This window comes from Kribbella voronezhensis, assembly GCF_004365175.1.
In the GTDB taxonomy this organism is placed as follows: domain Bacteria; phylum Actinomycetota; class Actinomycetes; order Propionibacteriales; family Kribbellaceae; genus Kribbella; species Kribbella voronezhensis.
Map to the genome: position 1 here is coordinate 441,832 of NZ_SOCE01000002.1, position 16,805 is coordinate 458,636.

The 16,805-nt window shown below is 69.1% G+C and carries 17 protein-coding genes; 14 read left to right on the top strand and 3 right to left on the bottom strand.

The genetic code is table 11. The features are described from left to right. The 11 genes from EV138_RS29430 to EV138_RS29480 all read left to right on the top strand — a co-directional run bounded on the left by EV138_RS29430 (position 1) and on the right by EV138_RS29480 (position 10,681). The gene (locus EV138_RS29430; RefSeq protein ID WP_133982795.1) at positions 1 to 1,068 is read left to right on the top strand and encodes a quinone-dependent dihydroorotate dehydrogenase; all 1,068 of its coding nucleotides are present in this window, start codon (positions 1 to 3) and stop codon (positions 1,066 to 1,068) included. Positions 1,069 to 1,085: 17 nt separating this feature from the next. After that, positions 1,086 to 1,922, top strand: coding sequence for an orotidine-5'-phosphate decarboxylase (gene pyrF, locus EV138_RS29435; protein ID WP_133982797.1), 837 nt, complete (start codon positions 1,086 to 1,088; stop codon positions 1,920 to 1,922). A gap of 185 nt (positions 1,923 to 2,107) precedes the next feature. Further along, the gene (locus EV138_RS29440) at positions 2,108 to 2,455 is read left to right on the top strand and encodes a hypothetical protein (RefSeq protein ID WP_232828145.1); all 348 of its coding nucleotides are present in this window, start codon (positions 2,108 to 2,110) and stop codon (positions 2,453 to 2,455) included. 137 nt (positions 2,456 to 2,592) lie between these two features. Continuing rightward, positions 2,593 to 2,964, top strand: coding sequence for a hypothetical protein (locus EV138_RS29445; protein ID WP_133982799.1), 372 nt, complete (start codon positions 2,593 to 2,595; stop codon positions 2,962 to 2,964). A 151-nt stretch (positions 2,965 to 3,115) separates the two neighbouring features. After that, complete coding sequence (gene mihF, locus EV138_RS29450; protein ID WP_112238105.1) at positions 3,116 to 3,430, top strand: integration host factor, actinobacterial type; 315 nt, start codon at positions 3,116 to 3,118, stop codon at positions 3,428 to 3,430. Between the two features lie 59 nt (positions 3,431 to 3,489). Further along, entirely contained in the window at positions 3,490 to 4,152 is a 663-nt protein-coding gene (gene gmk, locus EV138_RS29455; protein WP_166678789.1) for a guanylate kinase, read from the top strand. 2 nt (positions 4,153 to 4,154) lie between these two features. Continuing rightward, positions 4,155 to 4,460 carry a DNA-directed RNA polymerase subunit omega gene (gene rpoZ / locus EV138_RS29460; RefSeq protein ID WP_112238107.1) on the top strand — a complete coding sequence of 102 codons (306 nt, stop codon included), beginning with the start codon at positions 4,155 to 4,157 and terminating at the stop codon, positions 4,458 to 4,460. 10 nt (positions 4,461 to 4,470) lie between these two features. Further along, entirely contained in the window at positions 4,471 to 5,763 is a 1,293-nt protein-coding gene (coaBC, locus tag EV138_RS29465; RefSeq protein ID WP_238158497.1) for a bifunctional phosphopantothenoylcysteine decarboxylase/phosphopantothenate--cysteine ligase CoaBC, read from the top strand. A 70-nt stretch (positions 5,764 to 5,833) separates the two neighbouring features. Further along, complete coding sequence (locus EV138_RS29470) at positions 5,834 to 6,976, top strand: winged helix DNA-binding domain-containing protein (RefSeq protein WP_133982801.1); 1,143 nt, start codon at positions 5,834 to 5,836, stop codon at positions 6,974 to 6,976. Between the two features lie 161 nt (positions 6,977 to 7,137). Continuing rightward, positions 7,138 to 8,331, top strand: a complete 1,194-nt coding sequence (metK, locus tag EV138_RS29475; RefSeq protein ID WP_133982803.1) for a methionine adenosyltransferase — start codon at positions 7,138 to 7,140, stop codon at positions 8,329 to 8,331. A gap of 310 nt (positions 8,332 to 8,641) precedes the next feature. After that, the gene (locus tag EV138_RS29480) at positions 8,642 to 10,681 is read left to right on the top strand and encodes a primosomal protein N' (protein WP_133982805.1); all 2,040 of its coding nucleotides are present in this window, start codon (positions 8,642 to 8,644) and stop codon (positions 10,679 to 10,681) included. A 35-nt stretch (positions 10,682 to 10,716) separates the two neighbouring features. Here EV138_RS29480 and EV138_RS29485 read toward each other — a convergent pair whose 3' ends face one another. Further along, positions 10,717 to 11,712 carry an ArsR/SmtB family transcription factor gene (locus EV138_RS29485; RefSeq protein ID WP_133982807.1) on the bottom strand — a complete coding sequence of 332 codons (996 nt, stop codon included), beginning with the start codon at positions 11,710 to 11,712 and terminating at the stop codon, positions 10,717 to 10,719. Between the two features lie 82 nt (positions 11,713 to 11,794). On the opposite strand from EV138_RS29485, the gene EV138_RS29490 reads away from it, so the two are divergent. Then, on the top strand, positions 11,795 to 13,012 hold the full coding sequence (locus EV138_RS29490) for an MDR family MFS transporter (RefSeq protein WP_133982809.1): 1,218 nt from the start codon (positions 11,795 to 11,797) through the stop codon (positions 13,010 to 13,012). Positions 13,013 to 13,222: 210 nt separating this feature from the next. Next, positions 13,223 to 13,846: an HAD family hydrolase gene (locus tag EV138_RS29495; RefSeq protein ID WP_133982810.1), complete on the top strand. Its 624-nt coding sequence runs from the start codon at positions 13,223 to 13,225 to the stop codon at positions 13,844 to 13,846. 195 nt (positions 13,847 to 14,041) lie between these two features. On the opposite strand, the gene EV138_RS29500 is transcribed toward EV138_RS29495, so the two are convergent. Then, a complete protein-coding gene (locus EV138_RS29500) occupies positions 14,042 to 14,974 on the bottom strand; it encodes a hypothetical protein (RefSeq protein ID WP_238158498.1) in 933 nt (310 codons plus the stop codon). Positions 14,975 to 15,056: 82 nt separating this feature from the next. Here EV138_RS29500 and EV138_RS37445 point away from each other — a divergent pair, with 82 nt between their 5' ends. Continuing rightward, positions 15,057 to 15,287: a hypothetical protein gene (locus tag EV138_RS37445; protein ID WP_166678765.1), complete on the top strand. Its 231-nt coding sequence runs from the start codon at positions 15,057 to 15,059 to the stop codon at positions 15,285 to 15,287. A gap of 24 nt (positions 15,288 to 15,311) precedes the next feature. Here the strand turns inward: EV138_RS37445 and EV138_RS37450 are convergent, their stop codons facing one another. Continuing rightward, positions 15,312 to 16,760, bottom strand: a complete 1,449-nt coding sequence (locus tag EV138_RS37450) for a C39 family peptidase (RefSeq protein WP_166678790.1) — start codon at positions 16,758 to 16,760, stop codon at positions 15,312 to 15,314. Positions 16,761 to 16,805 lie beyond the last annotated feature (45 nt).

Here is a 16,805-nt window from a genome sequence, read left to right on the forward strand (position 1 = left end):
GTGACCGCGTTTCCCCTTTACCGCAAGGTGGTCCGGCCGGTGCTGTACCGGCTGGGCCACGGGGACGCGGAGATCGCGCATGAGCAGACGCTGCACGGACTGCGCCGGCTGAGCCGCGTTCCCGGCGCGGTGAGCGCTCTCTCGCGCAGCTACGGCTCTCTCCCGGCAGGCCTGGCCCGCACCGTCTTCGGGGTGCGTTTCCCAAGTCCGGTCGGGCTCGCGGCGGGGATGGACAAGAACGGGATCGCGCTACCGGCCTGGCGGGCGCTCGGCTTCGGCTTCGTCGAGGTCGGCACGGTCACGGCGCAGCCCCAGCCGGGGAACCCGAAGCCGCGCTTGTTCCGCTTGGTGCAGAGCGAGGCCGTGATCAACCGGATGGGGTTCAACAACCTCGGCTCGGCGGCACTGGCGGAGCGGCTCGCGGCGTACGGCGATCTCGGGTACCCGCTCGGCATCTCGATCGGCAAGTCGAAGGTGACGCCACTGGAGGACGCGGTCGAGGACTACGTCACCTCGCTGCGAAGGCTCTACCGGTACGGCGACTACTTCGCGGTCAACGTGAGTTCGCCGAACACCCCGGGATTGCGCTCTCTGCAGGACTCCGGTCACCTCCGCGAGCTGCTCGGCGCGCTGCATACCGAGGCCGGCTCCCTGGCGACCGGCGGTCGCGGCCCGAAGCCGATCCTGGTCAAGATCGCACCGGACCTGACCGAGCCGGCGATCGACGAACTGCTCGGTGTCTGCACCGACGTCGGCGTCGCCGGGATCATCGCGACCAATACGACGATCGGCCGGTCGGGTCTCGCTCCTGCCGACGAACGGCTGGCCGGCGAAGCCGGCGGGCTGTCCGGCAGACCGCTCACCGAGACCTCGGCCAAGGTGGTCGCGCACATCCACGCGGAAACGCAGGGAGCGCTCCCCATCATCGGCGTCGGCGGGATCCTCGATCCGTCCGACGCCGCCCGCCTGCTGGACGCGGGCGCGAGCCTCGTCCAGCTCTACACCGGCTTGATCTACCGCGGTCCCGGTCTCGTACGCCGGACGAACCGCCTTCTGGAGGATCGATGAGAGAGCGAGAACGCCCTATGAGCAGCCAGCCCTTCGGCATCCGTCTGCGCGCCGCGATGAACCAGCGCGGCCCGCTCTGCGTCGGGATCGACCCGCACCAGCACCTCCTCGACCAGTGGGGCCTGCCCGACACCGCTGAGGGCCTGGCGTCCTTCACGTACGGCGTGGTCGACGCGCTGGCCGAGCACGTCGCGGTATTCAAGCCCCAGTCGGCGTTCTTCGAGCGCTTCGGCTCGGCCGGCATCGCAGTACTGGAACAGGCCACGATCCGCCTCCGGGACGCCGGTGCGCTCGTGATCATCGACGCCAAGCGCGGCGACATCGGCTCGACGATGGCCGGCTACGCGGCCGCCTACCTGGCCGAGAAGGGCCCGCTGGCCTGCGACGCGCTCACAGTCAGCCCGTACCTCGGCTTCGGCTCGCTGCAGCCGGCGATCGACGAGGCCCGCGCTGCCGGTGCCGGTCTCTTCGTCCTCGCTCTCACGTCGAACCCCGAAGGCCCCCAGTTCCAGTCCGCCCGTACGACGGCCGGCCCGACCGTGGCAGGCGCCGTACTCGACGGTCTTCGTGAGCTCAACGCCGACGCCGAGGACCTCGGTTCCTTCGGTGCCGTGGTCGGCGCGACCATCAAGTCCACCGGCGAGGACCTCGACATCCGCGGCCCCCTCCTCGCCCCCGGCCTGGGCGCCCAGGGCGGCACCGCCGCCGGCCTCACCGAGGTCTTCGGCACCGCGGTCCGCAACGTCGTCCCCTCCAGTTCCCGCGAAATCCTCGCCGCCGGCCCCGGCGCCACCGCACTCCAGGACGCGGCGGCCCGCTCCAACGACGCCTTCCGGACAGTCCTCGGCTACTGAGGCATCGGCGCATCAACGGGGCAGCGACGCCGGAGGTTACGGGGTGGTTCCAGTCCGGGGGTGCGATGTTGTTCACGGCGTGGCCTGCGGGCAGTTGACCCCGGGATTCGGAAGGGTTACGCCGACGGGGAGAGACGGTCTTCCCGCGGGCAGTTAGGAACGGAATGCGTAAGGTTGCGGCCCTGGTGGCGGTAGTGACATTGAGCGTCGGCACGTTGACGGCGTGCTCGGGCGGCGACTACTGCAGTGAGCTGCAGAACTATGCCGAGGCGGTCAAGGGCCTCGACATCAAGGACAAGGCCGCGGTCGACAAGATGCGCGGTGAGGCGAAGAAGCTGTCCAAGTCGGCGCCGGACGACCTGAAGGACGACTGGAAGACCGTGCTGGACTACGCCGACAAGGCCAAGGACGCCAACGGCGACACCGCCAAGCTGACGGACCTGGCCAAGAAGGACGGCGAGAAGATCGCGGCCGCCTCGCAGGCGATCGCCAAGCAGGCGAAGGACACCTGCAAGGTCAACATCGAAGGCTGATCACCGGACCCACGAACGCGCAGTACCGGATCGCCGGTACTGCGCGTCGTTGTGCTGCGAGCCGGTTCGCGGGGTTTGTGCCGACCGGTAGCGTCGGGGGTTCATCCCGACCGACCGACAGCGAGGACGAGAACCAGATGCGCACTGTTGTGATGACCGCCGCGATGATCGCGGCGGCCGCCGGTCTGACCGCGTGCACCGAGGAGCAGGCGTACTGCGTCGATCTCGCCGGGTACGCCGCGTCCGCGGTGAACGTGGATCCGCAGAAGCCGGCCGACTACGTGAAGATCCTGGACGACGCCAAGAAGCTGCAGGACTCCGCGCCGAAAGAGGTGAAGGACGACTGGGCCGCGATCGTGGCGTTCGCCGAGAAGGCACAGAAGGCCGGTACCGATCGGGTTCAGCTGGCCCGGCTGAGCAAGGAGACGGGCGCGGTGACCACGGCGTACCAGCAGATCGCCAGCCATGCCAAGGATTCCTGCAAGGTGGACGTGCCCGCGCTCAACTGACCGTGTCCGCGACCTCACGCTGCCGGTCGGAGCCGCGGCCCTGGCTCCCTTATCAGCACGGAGTTCGGACGAGCCCTCCTGAGCCTGTCCCGGGGCCGTCCGAAGCCGTGTTAGGTTCACGTTCGAAGCCACAAACGGGACAGGTGAAACGGTGCCACTTCCTTCTTTGACCCCGGAGCAGCGAGCGGCGGCTCTGGACAAGGCCGCGGCGGCGCGGCGCGAGCGTGCGGAGATCAAGAACCGGATCCGCCACTCCGGAGCGTCCCCGACGCAGGTTCTGCACGAGGGGCAGGTCAACGACGTGATCGGCAAGATGCGGGTCAGCGCGCTGCTGCAGTGCATCCCCGGCGTCGGCAAGGTGCGGGCCCAGCAGATCATGGAGCGGGCCGGCATCTCCGAGACGCGCCGGGTCCGCGGTCTGGGCACGAACCAGATCGCCGCGCTCGAGCGCGAATTCGCCGAGTGAAGCTGATGTCGGTCACGAGGACTGAACCGAGCACGAATCGGGCGGAGACGGGCCGGGAGATGGAATCGGACACGGGGAACGCAACACCAGCCGACAGCGGTACGGCGATCTCGCGCGGCAACCCGTCCGGCCGGACCGGCCGCGGCGTCGGCGGCGCGCGGCTGACCGTGCTGGCCGGCCCGACCGCCGTCGGCAAGGGCACGGTCGCCGCGGACATCCGGGAGCGCTTCCCCGAGATCTGGATCTCGGTCTCGGCGACCACCCGCAAGGCGCGGCCGGGCGAAGAGCACGGTGTGCACTACCTGTTCGTGACCGACGACGAGTTCGACCGGATGATCGCCGACGACGAACTGCTCGAGTGGGCGGTCGTCCACAAGGCCGCCCGGTACGGGACGCCCCGGCAGCCGGTGCTCGACAAGCTGGCCGAGGGCCGGCCCGCGCTGCTGGAGATCGACCTGCAGGGTGCCCGGCAGGTCCGCGAGACGATGCCGGACGCGCATTTCGTCTTCCTCGCCCCGCCGAGCTGGGACGAACTGGTCCGCCGGCTGGTCGGCCGGGGCACCGAAACGGCCGAGGAGCGGGAGCGCCGGCTGGAGACGGCTACTCTGGAGCTGGCGGCCGAGAAGGAGTTCGACGTCACGATCGTGAACGCCTCGGTTCGGGAGGCGGCCGATCAGTTGGTAAAGTTGATTCGATCACCCTCCATCTCTGGAAAGAGCTGACCTTGTCTGGCAACCAGCCCGTCGCCATCGGCATCACCTCCCCGCCGATCGACGACCTGCTCACCCGTACCGACTCGAAGTACAAGCTGGTCCTGTACTCGGCCAAGCGGGCCCGGCAGATCAACGCCTACTACTCCCAGCTCGGCGAAGGCCTGCTGGAGTACGTCGGACCGCTGGTCGAGACCCACGTCCAGGAGAAGCCGCTCTCGATCGCCATGCGCGAGATCAACGAGGGCGTGCTGACCTGCACGGACATCGACCCCGAGGCCGAGGCGGAAGCCGCCGCAGCCGCGGAGAAGTCCGAGTAGTACCGGCTCGATGACGCAGCCACCTCCGACCCCCGGCGAAGCCTCGGCCCCGGGGGGTTCGGTCGTTCCCACCACCAAGCCGAACGTGGTGCTCGGCGTCGGTGGTGGCATCGCGGCGTACAAGGTCTGTGATCTGCTCCGGCGGCTGACCGAGTCGGGGCATCGGGTCCGGGTGGTGCCGACCGCGGCCGCGCTGGAGTTCGTCGGCGCGGCGACCTGGGCGGCGCTGTCGGGGCAACCGGTGACTGCCGATCCGTTCGACGACGTGCACGAAGTGCCGCATGTCCGGATCGGGAAGGGTGCCGATCTGGTGGTCGTGGCGCCCGCCACCGCGAACCTGATCGCCAAGGCCGCCCACGGTCTGGCCGACGACCTGCTCACCAACACCCTGCTGACCGCGCGCTGCCCGATCCTGTTCGCGGCCGCGATGCACACCGAGATGTGGGAGCACCCCGCCACGCAGGCGAATGTGGCGACGCTGCGGTCGCGCGGCATCACCGTGCTCGATCCCGCGGTCGGGCGCCTGACCGGCAGCGACACCGGCCGCGGCCGGCTGCCCGAACCCGCCGAGATCTTCGCGATCAGCCAGCTGATGCTCGCCGACGAGACCGCCCGGGCGGCGGGTCAGTCCGTCGCCGACCTGACCGGCAAACACGTCCTGGTCAGCGCCGGTGGAACGCGCGAGCACCTTGACCCGGTCCGGTACCTGGGCAACTCCTCCTCCGGCAAACAGGGCTACGCCCTCGCCCGGATCGCGGCCGCCCGCGGTGCGAAGGTCACGCTGGTCGCCGCCAACTCGGAGCTGGCCGATCCGGCCGGCGTCCAGGTCGTCCCGGTGACGAGCACCCGCGAGCTGTACGACGAGATCACCGGCCGCGCGGTGGACGCCGACGCGATCGTGATGGCAGCGGCCCCGGCAGACTTCCGGCCGGCCGACGTCGCGGGGCACAAGATCAAGAAGACGGCCGACGGCTCGGTGCCCGCCGTCAGCCTGGTGCAGAACCCGGACATCCTCGCGACCATCTCGCACGACCGGCGACGGACGGACCAGGTGATCGTCGGCTTCGCGGCCGAGACCGGCGACGAAGAGCACAGCGTGATCGAGCTGGCCCGTGCCAAGCTCGAACGCAAGGGTTGTGACCTGCTGGTGGTCAACGACGTGTCCGGCGGCAAGGTCTTCGGCAGCGACACCAACGAAGCGGTCATCCTGGACCGCGACGGCGGCGCGCTGCCCTTCCCCTCCGGCAGCAAGGACGCACTCGCCGGTGTCATCTGGAACTTGGTCGCCACCCACTGGCACTGATCGCCGGTGAGGACGACTGATCGCCGGTTGAGGACGGAAGCTGGCCGCTTCTCGTTCTAGCGTTCTCGGCATGAGCGGCTTGGCGTGGGAAGCGATCGTGGCGCGGCGGATGCGGCGGCACTACCTGGACGTACCAGCGGCGGGAAGCCCGACGGACGTCGTACGGGCTATGTCTGGGGCGCATGCGCAGGTGCTGTCGGCGGCGGAGATCTCTGTTGCGCTGCGGATGGAGAAGGCGACGCGGGCCGACGTCCAGCGTGCGCTGTGGGAGGACCGCACGCTGGTGAAGACTTTCGGGCCGCGGGGGACTGTTCACCTGTTGCCTGCGGACGAGCTTTCGCTGTGGATGCGGGCGTTGTCGGTGTTGCCTCGGTCTGGTGGTCAAGCGGCACCGGCTGCGCGCATGACCAGCGACCAACTGGCCGAGGTGATCGAAGCAATCGGGAGCGCGCTCTCTGCCGGCGATCTGACGATGGAAGAACTCAGCGAACAGGTGATCGCCCGGACCGGTTCCTGGGCGGGCGATCTGGTGATGCCGGCGTTCCAGGAGTTCTGGCCGCGCTGGCGCCAGGCGATCCCAGCGGCCAGTAAGGCGGGTGTCCTCTGCTACGGCCCGAACCGGGGTCGCAAGACCACCTACTCCAACCCGCAGCGGTTCGCGCCGTTCGCACCCGGGAACGGCGAGGAAGCGCTCTCTGAGGTTCTCCGGCGGTTTCTGCACACGTACGGCCCGGCCACTCCGCAGCAGTTCGCGAAATGGCTGAGTGCGCCGCCGGGCTTTGTGGCGAAGGTGTTCGCGACCACCGCGGGCCTCGAGCAGGTGGAGGTGAACGGCACCACGGCGTGGCTGAAGGCCGGCGACACGGAGTTGCCCCCCGAGCCGGTTCGCGGCGTACGACTGCTGCCGTACTTCGACGCGTACGGCGTGGGCAGCCATCCGCGCGAACTCGTGTTTCCCGGCGAGGCGTACACCCGCGCACTGGCAGGCGGGCAAGCCGGCAACTATCCCGTCCTGCTGGTCGACGGCATCGTCGCCGGAGTGTGGCACCAGAAGCGCTCAGGCCGCCGTCTGCAGGTGACGGTCGAAACCCTTCGCCCGTTGAAGCCTGCCCAGCTCCGGTCGCTGGACGAACAAGTCGAGCGCTTGGGTGAGATCGTCGGCGCCACGCCGGAATTGACCCTCGGCAAGGTCACCGTCGGACCACATGCGTGACCAGCATTCGGTCGCCGATTCCGCGATATGGACGGATCGGCGGGGCCGACCTGACCGTCGACCGAAGTGCTGGCATACTGCCCAGGAGCATCGCTCGAGCCGATGCGAGGTGGGGTACGGCTACCCGCCGTACGACAGACAAGAAAACCCGAGGGAGAACCGTGGCGAGGCGCCTTTTCACGTCCGAGTCGGTGACGGAAGGTCATCCGGACAAGATCGCTGACCAGATCAGCGACTCCATCCTCGATGCCCTGCTGGCCGAGGATCCGAAGAGCCGCGTCGCGGTGGAGACCCTTGTCACGACCGGCCTGGTGGTCGTGGCCGGCGAGGTCACCACGTCGGCGTACGTGGACATCCCCGGGATCGTCCGCAAGCGGATCCTGGACATCGGCTACGACTCGTCGCTGAAGGGCTTCGACGGCGCCTCCTGCGGCGTCTCGGTCGCCATCGGCAGCCAGTCGCCCGACATCGCCCAGGGCGTCAACACGGCGTACGAGACGCGCACGGACGCCTCCGTCGACGAGCTCGACCTGCAGGGCGCCGGCGACCAGGGCCTGATGTTCGGCTACGCCACCAACGAGACGGCCGAGCTGATGCCGCTGCCGATCACCATCGCGCACCGGCTGTCCGAGCGGCTGTCGGAGGTCCGCAAGGACGGCACGATGGCGTACCTGCGTCCCGACGGCAAGACCCAGGTCACGGTCGAGTACGACGGTGACAAGGCGGTCCGGATCGACACCGTCGTGGTCTCCAGCCAGCACGCCGCCGACATCAGCCTCGACTCGATGCTGACGCCGGACGTGAAGAAGCACGTCGTCGACCCGATCCTCGAGCAGTTCGACATCGACTCGACCGACTACAAGCTGCTGGTGAACCCGACCGGCCGGTTCGAGATCGGCGGCCCGATGGGCGACGCGGGTCTGACCGGCCGCAAGATCATCGTCGACACCTACGGCGGCATGGCCCGCCACGGTGGTGGCGCGTTCTCCGGCAAGGACCCGTCGAAGGTCGACCGCTCGGCGGCGTACGCGATGCGCTGGGTGGCCAAGAACATCGTCGCCGCGGGGCTCGCCGCGCGGGCCGAGGTCCAGGTCGCCTACGCGATCGGCAAGGCCAGCCCGGTCGGCGTCTACGTCGACACCTTCGGCACCGAGACCGTTCCGGTCGACAAGATCAGCGACGCGGTGCTCGAGGTCTTCGACCTGCGCCCGGCCGCGATCATCCGCGACCTCGAACTGCTCCGGCCGATCTACGCCCAGACCGCCGCCAACGGCCACTTCGGCCGCACCGGCGACGACTTCACCTGGGAGCGCACCGACCGCGTCGACGCCCTCAAGGCCGCCGTCGCGAAGTAGTTCACGCACGCTGACTGCCCGCCGACCTCCCGAGGCCGGCGGGCAGTTGCACATCCCGTCCCCGCGCGCTCCTCGTCCCCGCGCGCTCCTCGTTCCCGCGCTCCCCGCGCTCCCCGCGCCCCCGCGTGCCCCGCGTGCTCCGCGCGCTCCGCGCGCTCCCCGCGCCCAGCGCTCCCCGCGCTCCCGCCCCACCTGCTCCTGCTCCTGCGCTCTCCGCGCACCGCGCTCCGCGCAGGCGTGCTTCCTCGTCTTTCCGTCCTTGTCCACAGGCCTCCCGGCATCTGTCGGGTGGCCCGACTAGAGTTCACCGGTGGCACAGAACGGGGACTCACCTGAGCAGTTGACGCTGCTCCGCGAGACCGTCCGCCGTTCCCGCACGAAGGCGCCGGCCGGGATCACCTCCGCGCTGCCCGTCGCGCGCATCGCGGTCGACGTCTCGCTGCCACACCTCGACCGTCCGTTCGACTACCTGGTGCCGGACGATCTCGCCGATGCCGCCCAGCCCGGAGCCCGGGTGAAGGTGCGGTTCGCGGGCAAGGACCTGGACGGCTTCGTCCTCGAACGGCTGGAGTCGTCCGACCACGACGGCAAGCTGGCCCACATCCGCAAAGTCGTCTCACCCGAGCAGGTGCTGACACCCGAGGTCGCCGACCTCTGCCGCGCTGTCGCCGACCGGTACGCCGGAGTGCTCTCCGACGTGACCCGCCTCGCCGTGCCACCACGGCACGCGAAGGTCGAAGCCGAGCCGCTGAAATGTACGCAACCGATCCAGCCGGTCGTCTCGACATCGGTGTCCGAGTGGTCGCCGTATCCGCTCGCCCCGGGTTTCCTCGACGCGCTCCGCCGTTCCGAGGCGCCGCGCGCGATCTGGACCGCGGTACCAGGTGCCGACTGGGCGATGGGCTTCGCGCAGGCCGCGGCCGTCTGCGCATCGGCCGGCCGGGGAGCGCTGCTGCTCGCCCCGGACGCGCGTGATCTCGAGCGACTCGCCGCCGCCTGCTCCGAAGTACTGGGCCCGGACGGGTACGTGACACTGTCCGCCGACCTCGGTCCGACTGCCCGGTATCGCGCTTTCCTCGCCGCTCTGCGGGGCTGCACCCGAGTCGTGATCGGCACCCGTGCCGCCGCCTTCGCGCCCGTCACCGACCTCGGCCTGGTCGCGTTGTGGGACGACGGCGACGACTCGTACGCCGAACCGCGCGCGCCGTATCCCCATGCGCGCGAGGTGCTCCTGCTGCGCGCCTATCGGCAGAAGTGCGCGTTCTTGCTGGGCGGGTTCGCGCGGTCGGCGGAGACTGCGGCCTTGCTGGAGTCGGGTTGGGCGGGTGAGCTGATCGCGGATCGGGCGGTAATTCGTGCGGCCGCGCCGTCGGTTCACATCGCGGGGGAGTCGGACACGGAGCTGGCTCGCGATCCGGGGGCTCGTGCCGCGCGGTTGCCGCATCGCGCTTTCGAGATTGCTCGGGAGGGACTTCGATCGGGTCCAGTGCTCGTGCAGGTTCCGCGCGCGGGGTACTTGCCGAGCCTGGTCTGCCAGACGTGTCGTGCTCCGTCGAGATGCTCGACCTGCGGCGGGACGTTGCGGCGTACCGGTGGATCGGGGCCGGCGAGTTGCAGCGTGTGCGGGCGACCCGCGGCCGATCACCGTTGTCCCGAGTGCGGCGACACCCGGATGCGGGCTGCGGTGGTCGGTGCGCGGAGAACGGCTGAGGAACTGGGGAGAGCGTTTCCTGGCTTTCTCATCCGGACGTCGGGCGGCGACAACATGCTGGACACTGTGTCTGACCAGCCGGCGTTGATCGTCACCACGCCGGGCGCAGAGCCGGTGGCTTCCGGTGGTTACAGCGCAGCCTTGCTGCTGGACACCTGGTTGTTGCTCGCGCGGCCAGATCTGCGGGCGCCGGAGGAAGCCGTACGCCGCTGGTTCAACGCGGCCGCCTTGGTTCGTCCTGCTCGTGAGGGTGGGACGGTGATCATGGTGGGGGAGCCGTCGGCCACGCCCTTGCAGGCGGTCGTGCGGTGGAGTCCTGAGGGATTCGCGACCCGCGAGCTGAGCGAACGCCGTACTGCGCGCCTCGCGCCGGCCGCCAAACTCGCCGAGCTGACCGGCCCGACCGAAGCGGTCGCCGACTTCCTCGGTCGGTTGCGCCAACTCATGGATCCTCAAGCAGGCTTGGAGATCCTGGGCCCGGTCGCTCTGGACGACGAAACAAGCCGGGCAGTGGCCCGTACGCCGCGTGCCTCAGGCTCGACCTTGGCTCGCACCCTCAAAGAAGCCCAAGCCGCCCGAACCACCAAGAAACTCCCCGGCTCGGTCCGCATCCAGATCGACCCCGTCCACTTCGGCTAACCCCTCCGCGGTGCTGTGTCCGTCTGCTGTCGGGCTCAGGCGCTGTCGGCCAGCGGCGTGGGGGAGGAGAGGTTGAGTAGTTGGGTGCCGATCGGAGTGCGGTAGTAGAGGACTGCGCGGCCGTCGCGGCGGGAGTCGACGACGCCGGCTGCGCGGAGGATGCCGAGGTGGACGCTGAGCGTCGGCGCGGAGATGCCGAGTTGGTGGGCGAGGTGGGTGGTCGACATCGGCAGGTCGAGGTGGCTCATGATCGCCGCGCGGGTCCGGCCGACCAGATCCGCCAGCGGGGATTCACTCGCGTCCTGCTGGCTCTCCCACAACCGGCCGAGACCGCGCGGCGGATAGGTGATCGTCGGCACGTGCGGCGCCGCCATCACCGAAAGCCCGGCCGGCCAGGTGAACACGCACGGCACCAGCAGCAATCCCTGTCCGGGCAGCGGAACGCCGTCACACGAGTAAGGCCGGTCGATCTCGACCCGGTTGCCGCTGAAGCTGATCGACGGATGCAGATTGCGGAACAGCCGCTCCACCCCGCCGGCGGCGAGTTCGTCCAGCCGGAACGCCAGATCCTCCTGCAGCAACGACCGCATCCAGCGCCAGTCCGGTTCGATCGTCCGTCGCCAGTAACTGTCGAGCGCGCCCGTGATCCGCTCCAGCGCCTTCGCCGGAGCTGCGATCAACTCCGGCAGCACTGGATGCGGATGCTCGTCATGCAGCTTGCCGAGCTCCTCGACCACCAGCTGGTGCGGCGTCGCTGAGATCGCGGCCAGGCCCGACTCGAAGCTCGTCGACCGTCGCGGCGGTGCCGGCGTGATGAAGTCCGGGATGTAGCCCACCGGCGGAATGAGTGCCCTGAGCAACGTCAGGTCGTCGCCCGCCGCGACCGGACCGATCTTGCGCAACCACGGGCCGTGCACGCTCCGAGCCGAGTTGTTGCTGAGTGCCCGGACGCTGGTCACCGCCTCCCAGACCGGCGAGAATGCGAACCTGATCCGGCTCACGTCGTCCGTGCTGAGCCTGATGGTGATCACTCCCGCACTCTAACTCCGATCTCGCCGATTAGTCCTGTGCCTAATGTTCGACAGCACGGCCGAAGCATCGGAGAGTGGTTCCATGAGTGAGACCGTCGCCACGCCAGAGAGCGCTCCCCGCCTTCCCCGCGCTTTCTGGGCGCTCTGGGTCTGCCAGTTGGTCAACCGCCTCGGCAGTTTCGTCCAGCCGTTCCTGGTGCTCTACCTGACCCAGGACCGACACCTCTCCGCCGGTACCGCGGGTGCCGTGGCGGCGGCGGTCGGTGCGGGCTCGGTGATCTCCCAACTCGTCGGAGGCTGGGTCTCCGACCGCTTCGGACGGCGCCGCACGATGCTGATCGGCTTCCTCGGTACGGCGGCCGCGCTGATCCTGCTCGGTTCGGCCCGGTCGATGGAGACGATCTGGGCCGCTGCCTTCGTGGTCGGCCTGCTGGGTGACATGTTCCGGCCCGCCGTGTCCGCGACCGTCGCCGACCTGCTCCAGCCCAAGGAACGCGTCCGCGCGTACGGGCTGCTCTTCTGGGCGATCAACCTCGGCTTCTCCGTCTCGACCGTCAGTGCGGGCGTCCTGGCGAGCGTCGGCTACAGCCTGCTGTTCTGGATCAACGCCGGTACTTCGGTCGTCGCGGCGCTCGTGATCTGGCGGATGGTGCCGGAGACCAGGCCGGTGAGCTCCGACGGCTCGCGACGGCCGTTGCTGCCGGTGGCGCTGCGCGACACCACGTTCCTGCTGATGATCCTGCTCCAGGTCGGGTACGCGACCATCTACTTCCAGGGCTACTCGACGCTTCCGCTGGCGATGGCGGGGGACCGGCTCAGCAGTTCGACGTACGGGCTGGTGATCGCGTTGAACGGTGTGGTGATCGTCGTGGTCCAGCCGTTCGTGAACCGGCGGCTGGCCACCTTCGACCGGCCGAAACTGCTCGCCTCTTCGATGCTGATCGTGGGCCTCGGCTTCGGGCTGGGCGCGGTCGTGCACAGTTGGTGGGGCTACGCGCTGTCGGTGGTGGTCTGGACGATCGGCGAGATCGGTTTCGCCGCGGTGATCGGCGCGGTCTTCGCCGACCTCGCCCCAGCGGACCTGCGCGGCGGCTACATGGGTCTGGCCGGCAGCATGTCCTTCGGCCTGGGCAGCGTCATCGGCCCACTCCTGGGCACCAACGCCCTCGAACACGCCGGCCCCACCGCCACCTGGCTCGCCTGCGCCGCCCTGGGCGCCGTCATCTACGTCGGCCAACTCGCCCTGGCCCCCGCCCTCCACCGCCGAGCCGAACTCAACGCCCTCGCCGAGGTGGCCTGACCCCTCGCCGACATGGAGCTCGCCCACGCCCTCGCCGAGGTGGCCTGACCTCTCGCCGACGTGGAGCTCGCCGACGACCTCGCCCGAGGGGGCTCGACCCCTCCGGCCGGGATCTTGCCGGCGCCCTCGCCGACGTAGATCTTGGGGACGCGCTCTCCGTTCGTGACCCGGTCTGTGAGGGGGCGGGCAGGGGTTTCGTAGGGTTGCGTCATGAGTGAGCAGAGGGTGGATGTTGTCGTGTTCGACATCGGTGGGGTGTTGCTGGACTGGAGTCCGGACTACCTGTACGGCGAGCTGATCCCGGATGCCGCACAGCGCGAACACTTCCTGGCCAACGTCGCCACCAGCGAGTGGAACAGGCAACAGGACGCCGGGCGTAGCTGGTCCGAGGCGGTTGCCGAACTCTCGTCGCTGCACCCGGAGCACGCCGAGTGGATCGAGGCGTACGACAAGGGCTGGTTGAAGATGGTCAACGGTGTCTTCGAGGACACCGCCGAGTTGGTCACCGAGATCCGCGAACTGGGGATTCCGAACTACGCGCTGACGAACTTCTCCCACGAGAAGTGGGAGATCGCCAAGGAAGCGTTCCCGATCCTCACCGGGTTCGACGGTGAGGTTGTGTCGGGCGTCGAGCTGACAACGAAGCCGGAGGAGAAGATCTACCGGATTCTGCTGGACCGGTTCGACCTCGATCCGGCGCGCACGTTCTACACCGACGACGTCCAAACCAACGTCGACGGCGCCCGCGCGGTAGGCATCGACGCCGAACTCTTCACCGACGCCCCCACCCTCCGCCACCACCTCAGAGCCCGCGGCCTCCCCCTGACCGCCTGACCACTCGCTACACATTTCGGCCGTACGTCGTGCTGGCCCGGCTGCTCTGCGCAGACCCCGAGAGCCCGATCTCCGATGGAGCGACGGACGCAGCCGAGGCGGGCTGGAGCGTTAGACCGACGGCTGTTCTGTCGTGCGGCTTCGGAGAGCGCGATCTCTTGTTGAGGGGCTCGGGTCAGGTTTGGGGGGCTTGGCTCAGGCGGTGGTTGCTTGGAGGGCTTCTGTGTACTTCGGGCCGGCGCCCAGGTGGGCGGCTTCGAGGATGAGGGTGTTGTTCTGGCAGGTGGGTGCGGTCAAGGCGGTGTCGGGTGGGGTGGCGTAGATCCGTTGCGGCCGGAGGAGGCCGGGTTGCCAGCGTTGGAGTTGGAAGGACTCGGTGCCGTTCGTGACGGTCCGGACTTCCCAGTGGATCCAGTTGCCGCAAGCAATGATCGTGCCGGTGATGATCTGGCCGAGCGACTGGGCGGGGCTGTCCGCACCGGTCCGTAGATAGGCCTTGCTCTGGTACTGGTCCGGGTCCGCGGCGCCGACCTCCGACCAGATGGTTGCTCCACGCAACGAGGCGCCGCTCCACTGGATGCAGTTCTTGGTTGCCGCGATCGGCCGGGCCGGGCCGCCCGAGAGCGCGGCGGTGAAGAGGCGCTTACAGCGTTGCGGAGTCGACGGCGCGGTGATCTGGCTGAACGTGACGGAGTCGGCCGATACGACCGGATCGGCGAGGTAGCCAGGGTCGGCGACGCATGTCACGCTGCGGGTTTTCAGCGACGCCAGTTCGGCGACGATCAGGCAGGAGCGTTTGCGGCTGTCCGTCGAGCTGTAGGCGAACACGCCGTCGTACGCGCCGATCTCCGGTTCGGAGATCCGGGGGAGCGCTCTCTGCTGGGCCAGATCCGTTCTCGCGCCGGAGGACAGGTCGTATCGGTAGGCCCGGATCTCCGGCGACGGCCCGTCCGAGCGGATCTCTTCGACCAGCGCCCATCGATCGTCGATCACCACCGGCGACTGGGCGACGAACCCGGCCGGCGGTACGTGGCGGACGATGACTCGCCGGCTCGCGCGTTCGGTGATGGTCGTGGTGCCGGCTTCGTCGCTGCCGCGTGTCACGAGGTACTTCGGGAGAGCGGTCACCACATGCTGCCCGTCCACCGGTTGCCGGAGCAGCTTGGTCCATTTCGGCGGGCCACCGGGCTTGGCCGAGCTGCCCGGCGGAGTGCCTGGAGTGGAGCCAGGCGTCGTGGTCGGCGAGCTGCTCGGCGACTGGGTGCCGCCTGGCGTGCTGGTCGCAGTACCGGACGGGCTCTGCGAGGGAGCGCTCTCCGGTGAGGACGAGCATGCGCTGAGCACCAACGCGAGCGCCACCACACCGCCCGCCGCCGCCAACACCAGCCGATTCCTGGCAAGTGGCGTGCTGTCGAACGGCTTTGTGGTGAACGAGTCTTGACGGGGTTTGTTCAGGTGCACTGGATCAGAGGCCGATGTTCTTGAAGGAGTTGGCGAGGGTGGCGTTGAACATGGCCGAGGCCGGGATGTTCTTCGGGCCGTTGGTGGTGTTGCCGCGGCTGTTGAAGCGGCGTTCGTTGAACACCTCGAAGATGCCGATCGTGCCGTTCTTCATGTCGTAGCCGCGGCCGACCTGGTAGTGGCCGCTGTGGTTGAAGGCGAGGTACGGGAAGTACCGCTTCAGCAGCTGCACGTGTTCGATCACCGGCGCGGGCGCAGCGTCGCCCAGGTGCTTCTGGTGGACGGCGAGGAACTTCTGCGAGTTCCAGCCGCTGACGTTCTGCACGATGTAGGTGCCGGCGGCAATGTCCCACTTCGTCTTCAGGTTGGTCTGCTTCACCATCGACGAGATCCCGGTCCCCGAACTGGTCGAACCGAGGTCCTTCGCCCACGACGCCTGGGTGTCCTTCTGCTTGTCGTCCGCCCAGTCGATCGACTGGAACGTCGCCGGGCCGCACCAGTAACCCTTCTCCTGCGAGACCTCGAAGCCCTTCATGATGTACGCCGAACTCGGCAGCGGCTTGCTCACGACGGGCGTACTCGGAGCCGACGGCGTCGACCGCGTCGGCTCGGGCGTGCGCGGCGGCGTACCGGGCGTGCCGGGCGTACTGGGTGCACCGGGGGTGCCGGGTGCACCGGGGGTGCTGGGCGCGCTGGGTGGCGAGGTCGGCGTACCGGTTGTTCCGGGTGTCCCGTTCGCGGTCGAGGAAGCGTCCATCAAGCGCAGGGAGCGGGCCTTGTCGCGGCCGTCCCAGGCGGTCTGCATCTCCTCGAGTTCGGCGGCGATCCGGAGAGCCTTCGGCATCGCGGCCCGTTCGGTGACGAACACCGCAGGCGACTGGTCACCGGTGGCGATGCCCTGCTCCACGCCGACCTCGCCGACCTCGCCGACCTTGCCGCTCGCCGAACTGCTCGCCCGGCCGGCCGTCGCGTCATCAGAGGGCGACTCGGTCACGGCCGCGCTGATCTGAGCGCCGCTCGGCATCTTGTCGACGAAGCCGAGTCCGAGGCAGTAGTTCTCCTCGTCCAGCTTGAAGCAGCGCATCACCTGGGCGGCCTGCTCGGCCGTGCTGACCCGGAGCATCAGGTCGTTGGGCGAGGTCTGCTGGACCTGCTGCGCCAGTTCGCTCCACGAGTGCGCGGCCGGCTCGGGCCGGTCGTCCACGGCAGTCGGGTCCGGTTCCGGCGGGATCGTCGGCGTGTCCGTCGGTACGGCGGTCGGCGTACCGGTGGGTGCCCCAGTTGGTGCCGCGGTCGGCGCCAGCGAGGGCTGCGCGGCCGGGGTGTTCCCATTGGTGGAGCGGTAGGCAGGATCGCGCGGTTGATATGCGGCGGCGGTTCCGGCCAGCGGCGCCTGCGCGAGCAGTGCGCCGAGGAGGATCAGTGCTGCTCCCCCCCGTGTCGCTGTGGGCATGGTGGTCTCCCGTTGGGCGTGTGTGACTGTAGTGACTGTAGGTAC

What these genes read in the sequence shown, in the direction of transcription:
- EV138_RS29490 (WP_133982809.1), top strand. Translation starts at nt 11,795, where the DNA reads ATGAGTGAGACCGTCGCCACGCCAGAGAGCGCTCCCCGCCTTCCCCGC.
- EV138_RS29495 (WP_133982810.1), top strand. Translation starts at nt 13,223, where the DNA reads ATGAGTGAGCAGAGGGTGGATGTTGTCGTGTTCGACATCGGTGGGGTG.
- EV138_RS29470 (WP_133982801.1), top strand. Translation starts at nt 5,834, where the DNA reads ATGAGCGGCTTGGCGTGGGAAGCGATCGTGGCGCGGCGGATGCGGCGG.
- pyrF (WP_133982797.1), top strand. Translation starts at nt 1,086, where the DNA reads ATGAGCAGCCAGCCCTTCGGCATCCGTCTGCGCGCCGCGATGAACCAG.
- EV138_RS37450 (WP_166678790.1), bottom strand. Translation starts at nt 16,760, where the DNA reads ATGCCCACAGCGACACGGGGGGGAGCAGCACTGATCCTCCTCGGCGCA.
- gmk (WP_166678789.1), top strand. Translation starts at nt 3,490, where the DNA reads ATGGAATCGGACACGGGGAACGCAACACCAGCCGACAGCGGTACGGCG.
- coaBC (WP_238158497.1), top strand. Translation starts at nt 4,471, where the DNA reads ATGACGCAGCCACCTCCGACCCCCGGCGAAGCCTCGGCCCCGGGGGGT.
- EV138_RS29445 (WP_133982799.1), top strand. Translation starts at nt 2,593, where the DNA reads ATGCGCACTGTTGTGATGACCGCCGCGATGATCGCGGCGGCCGCCGGT.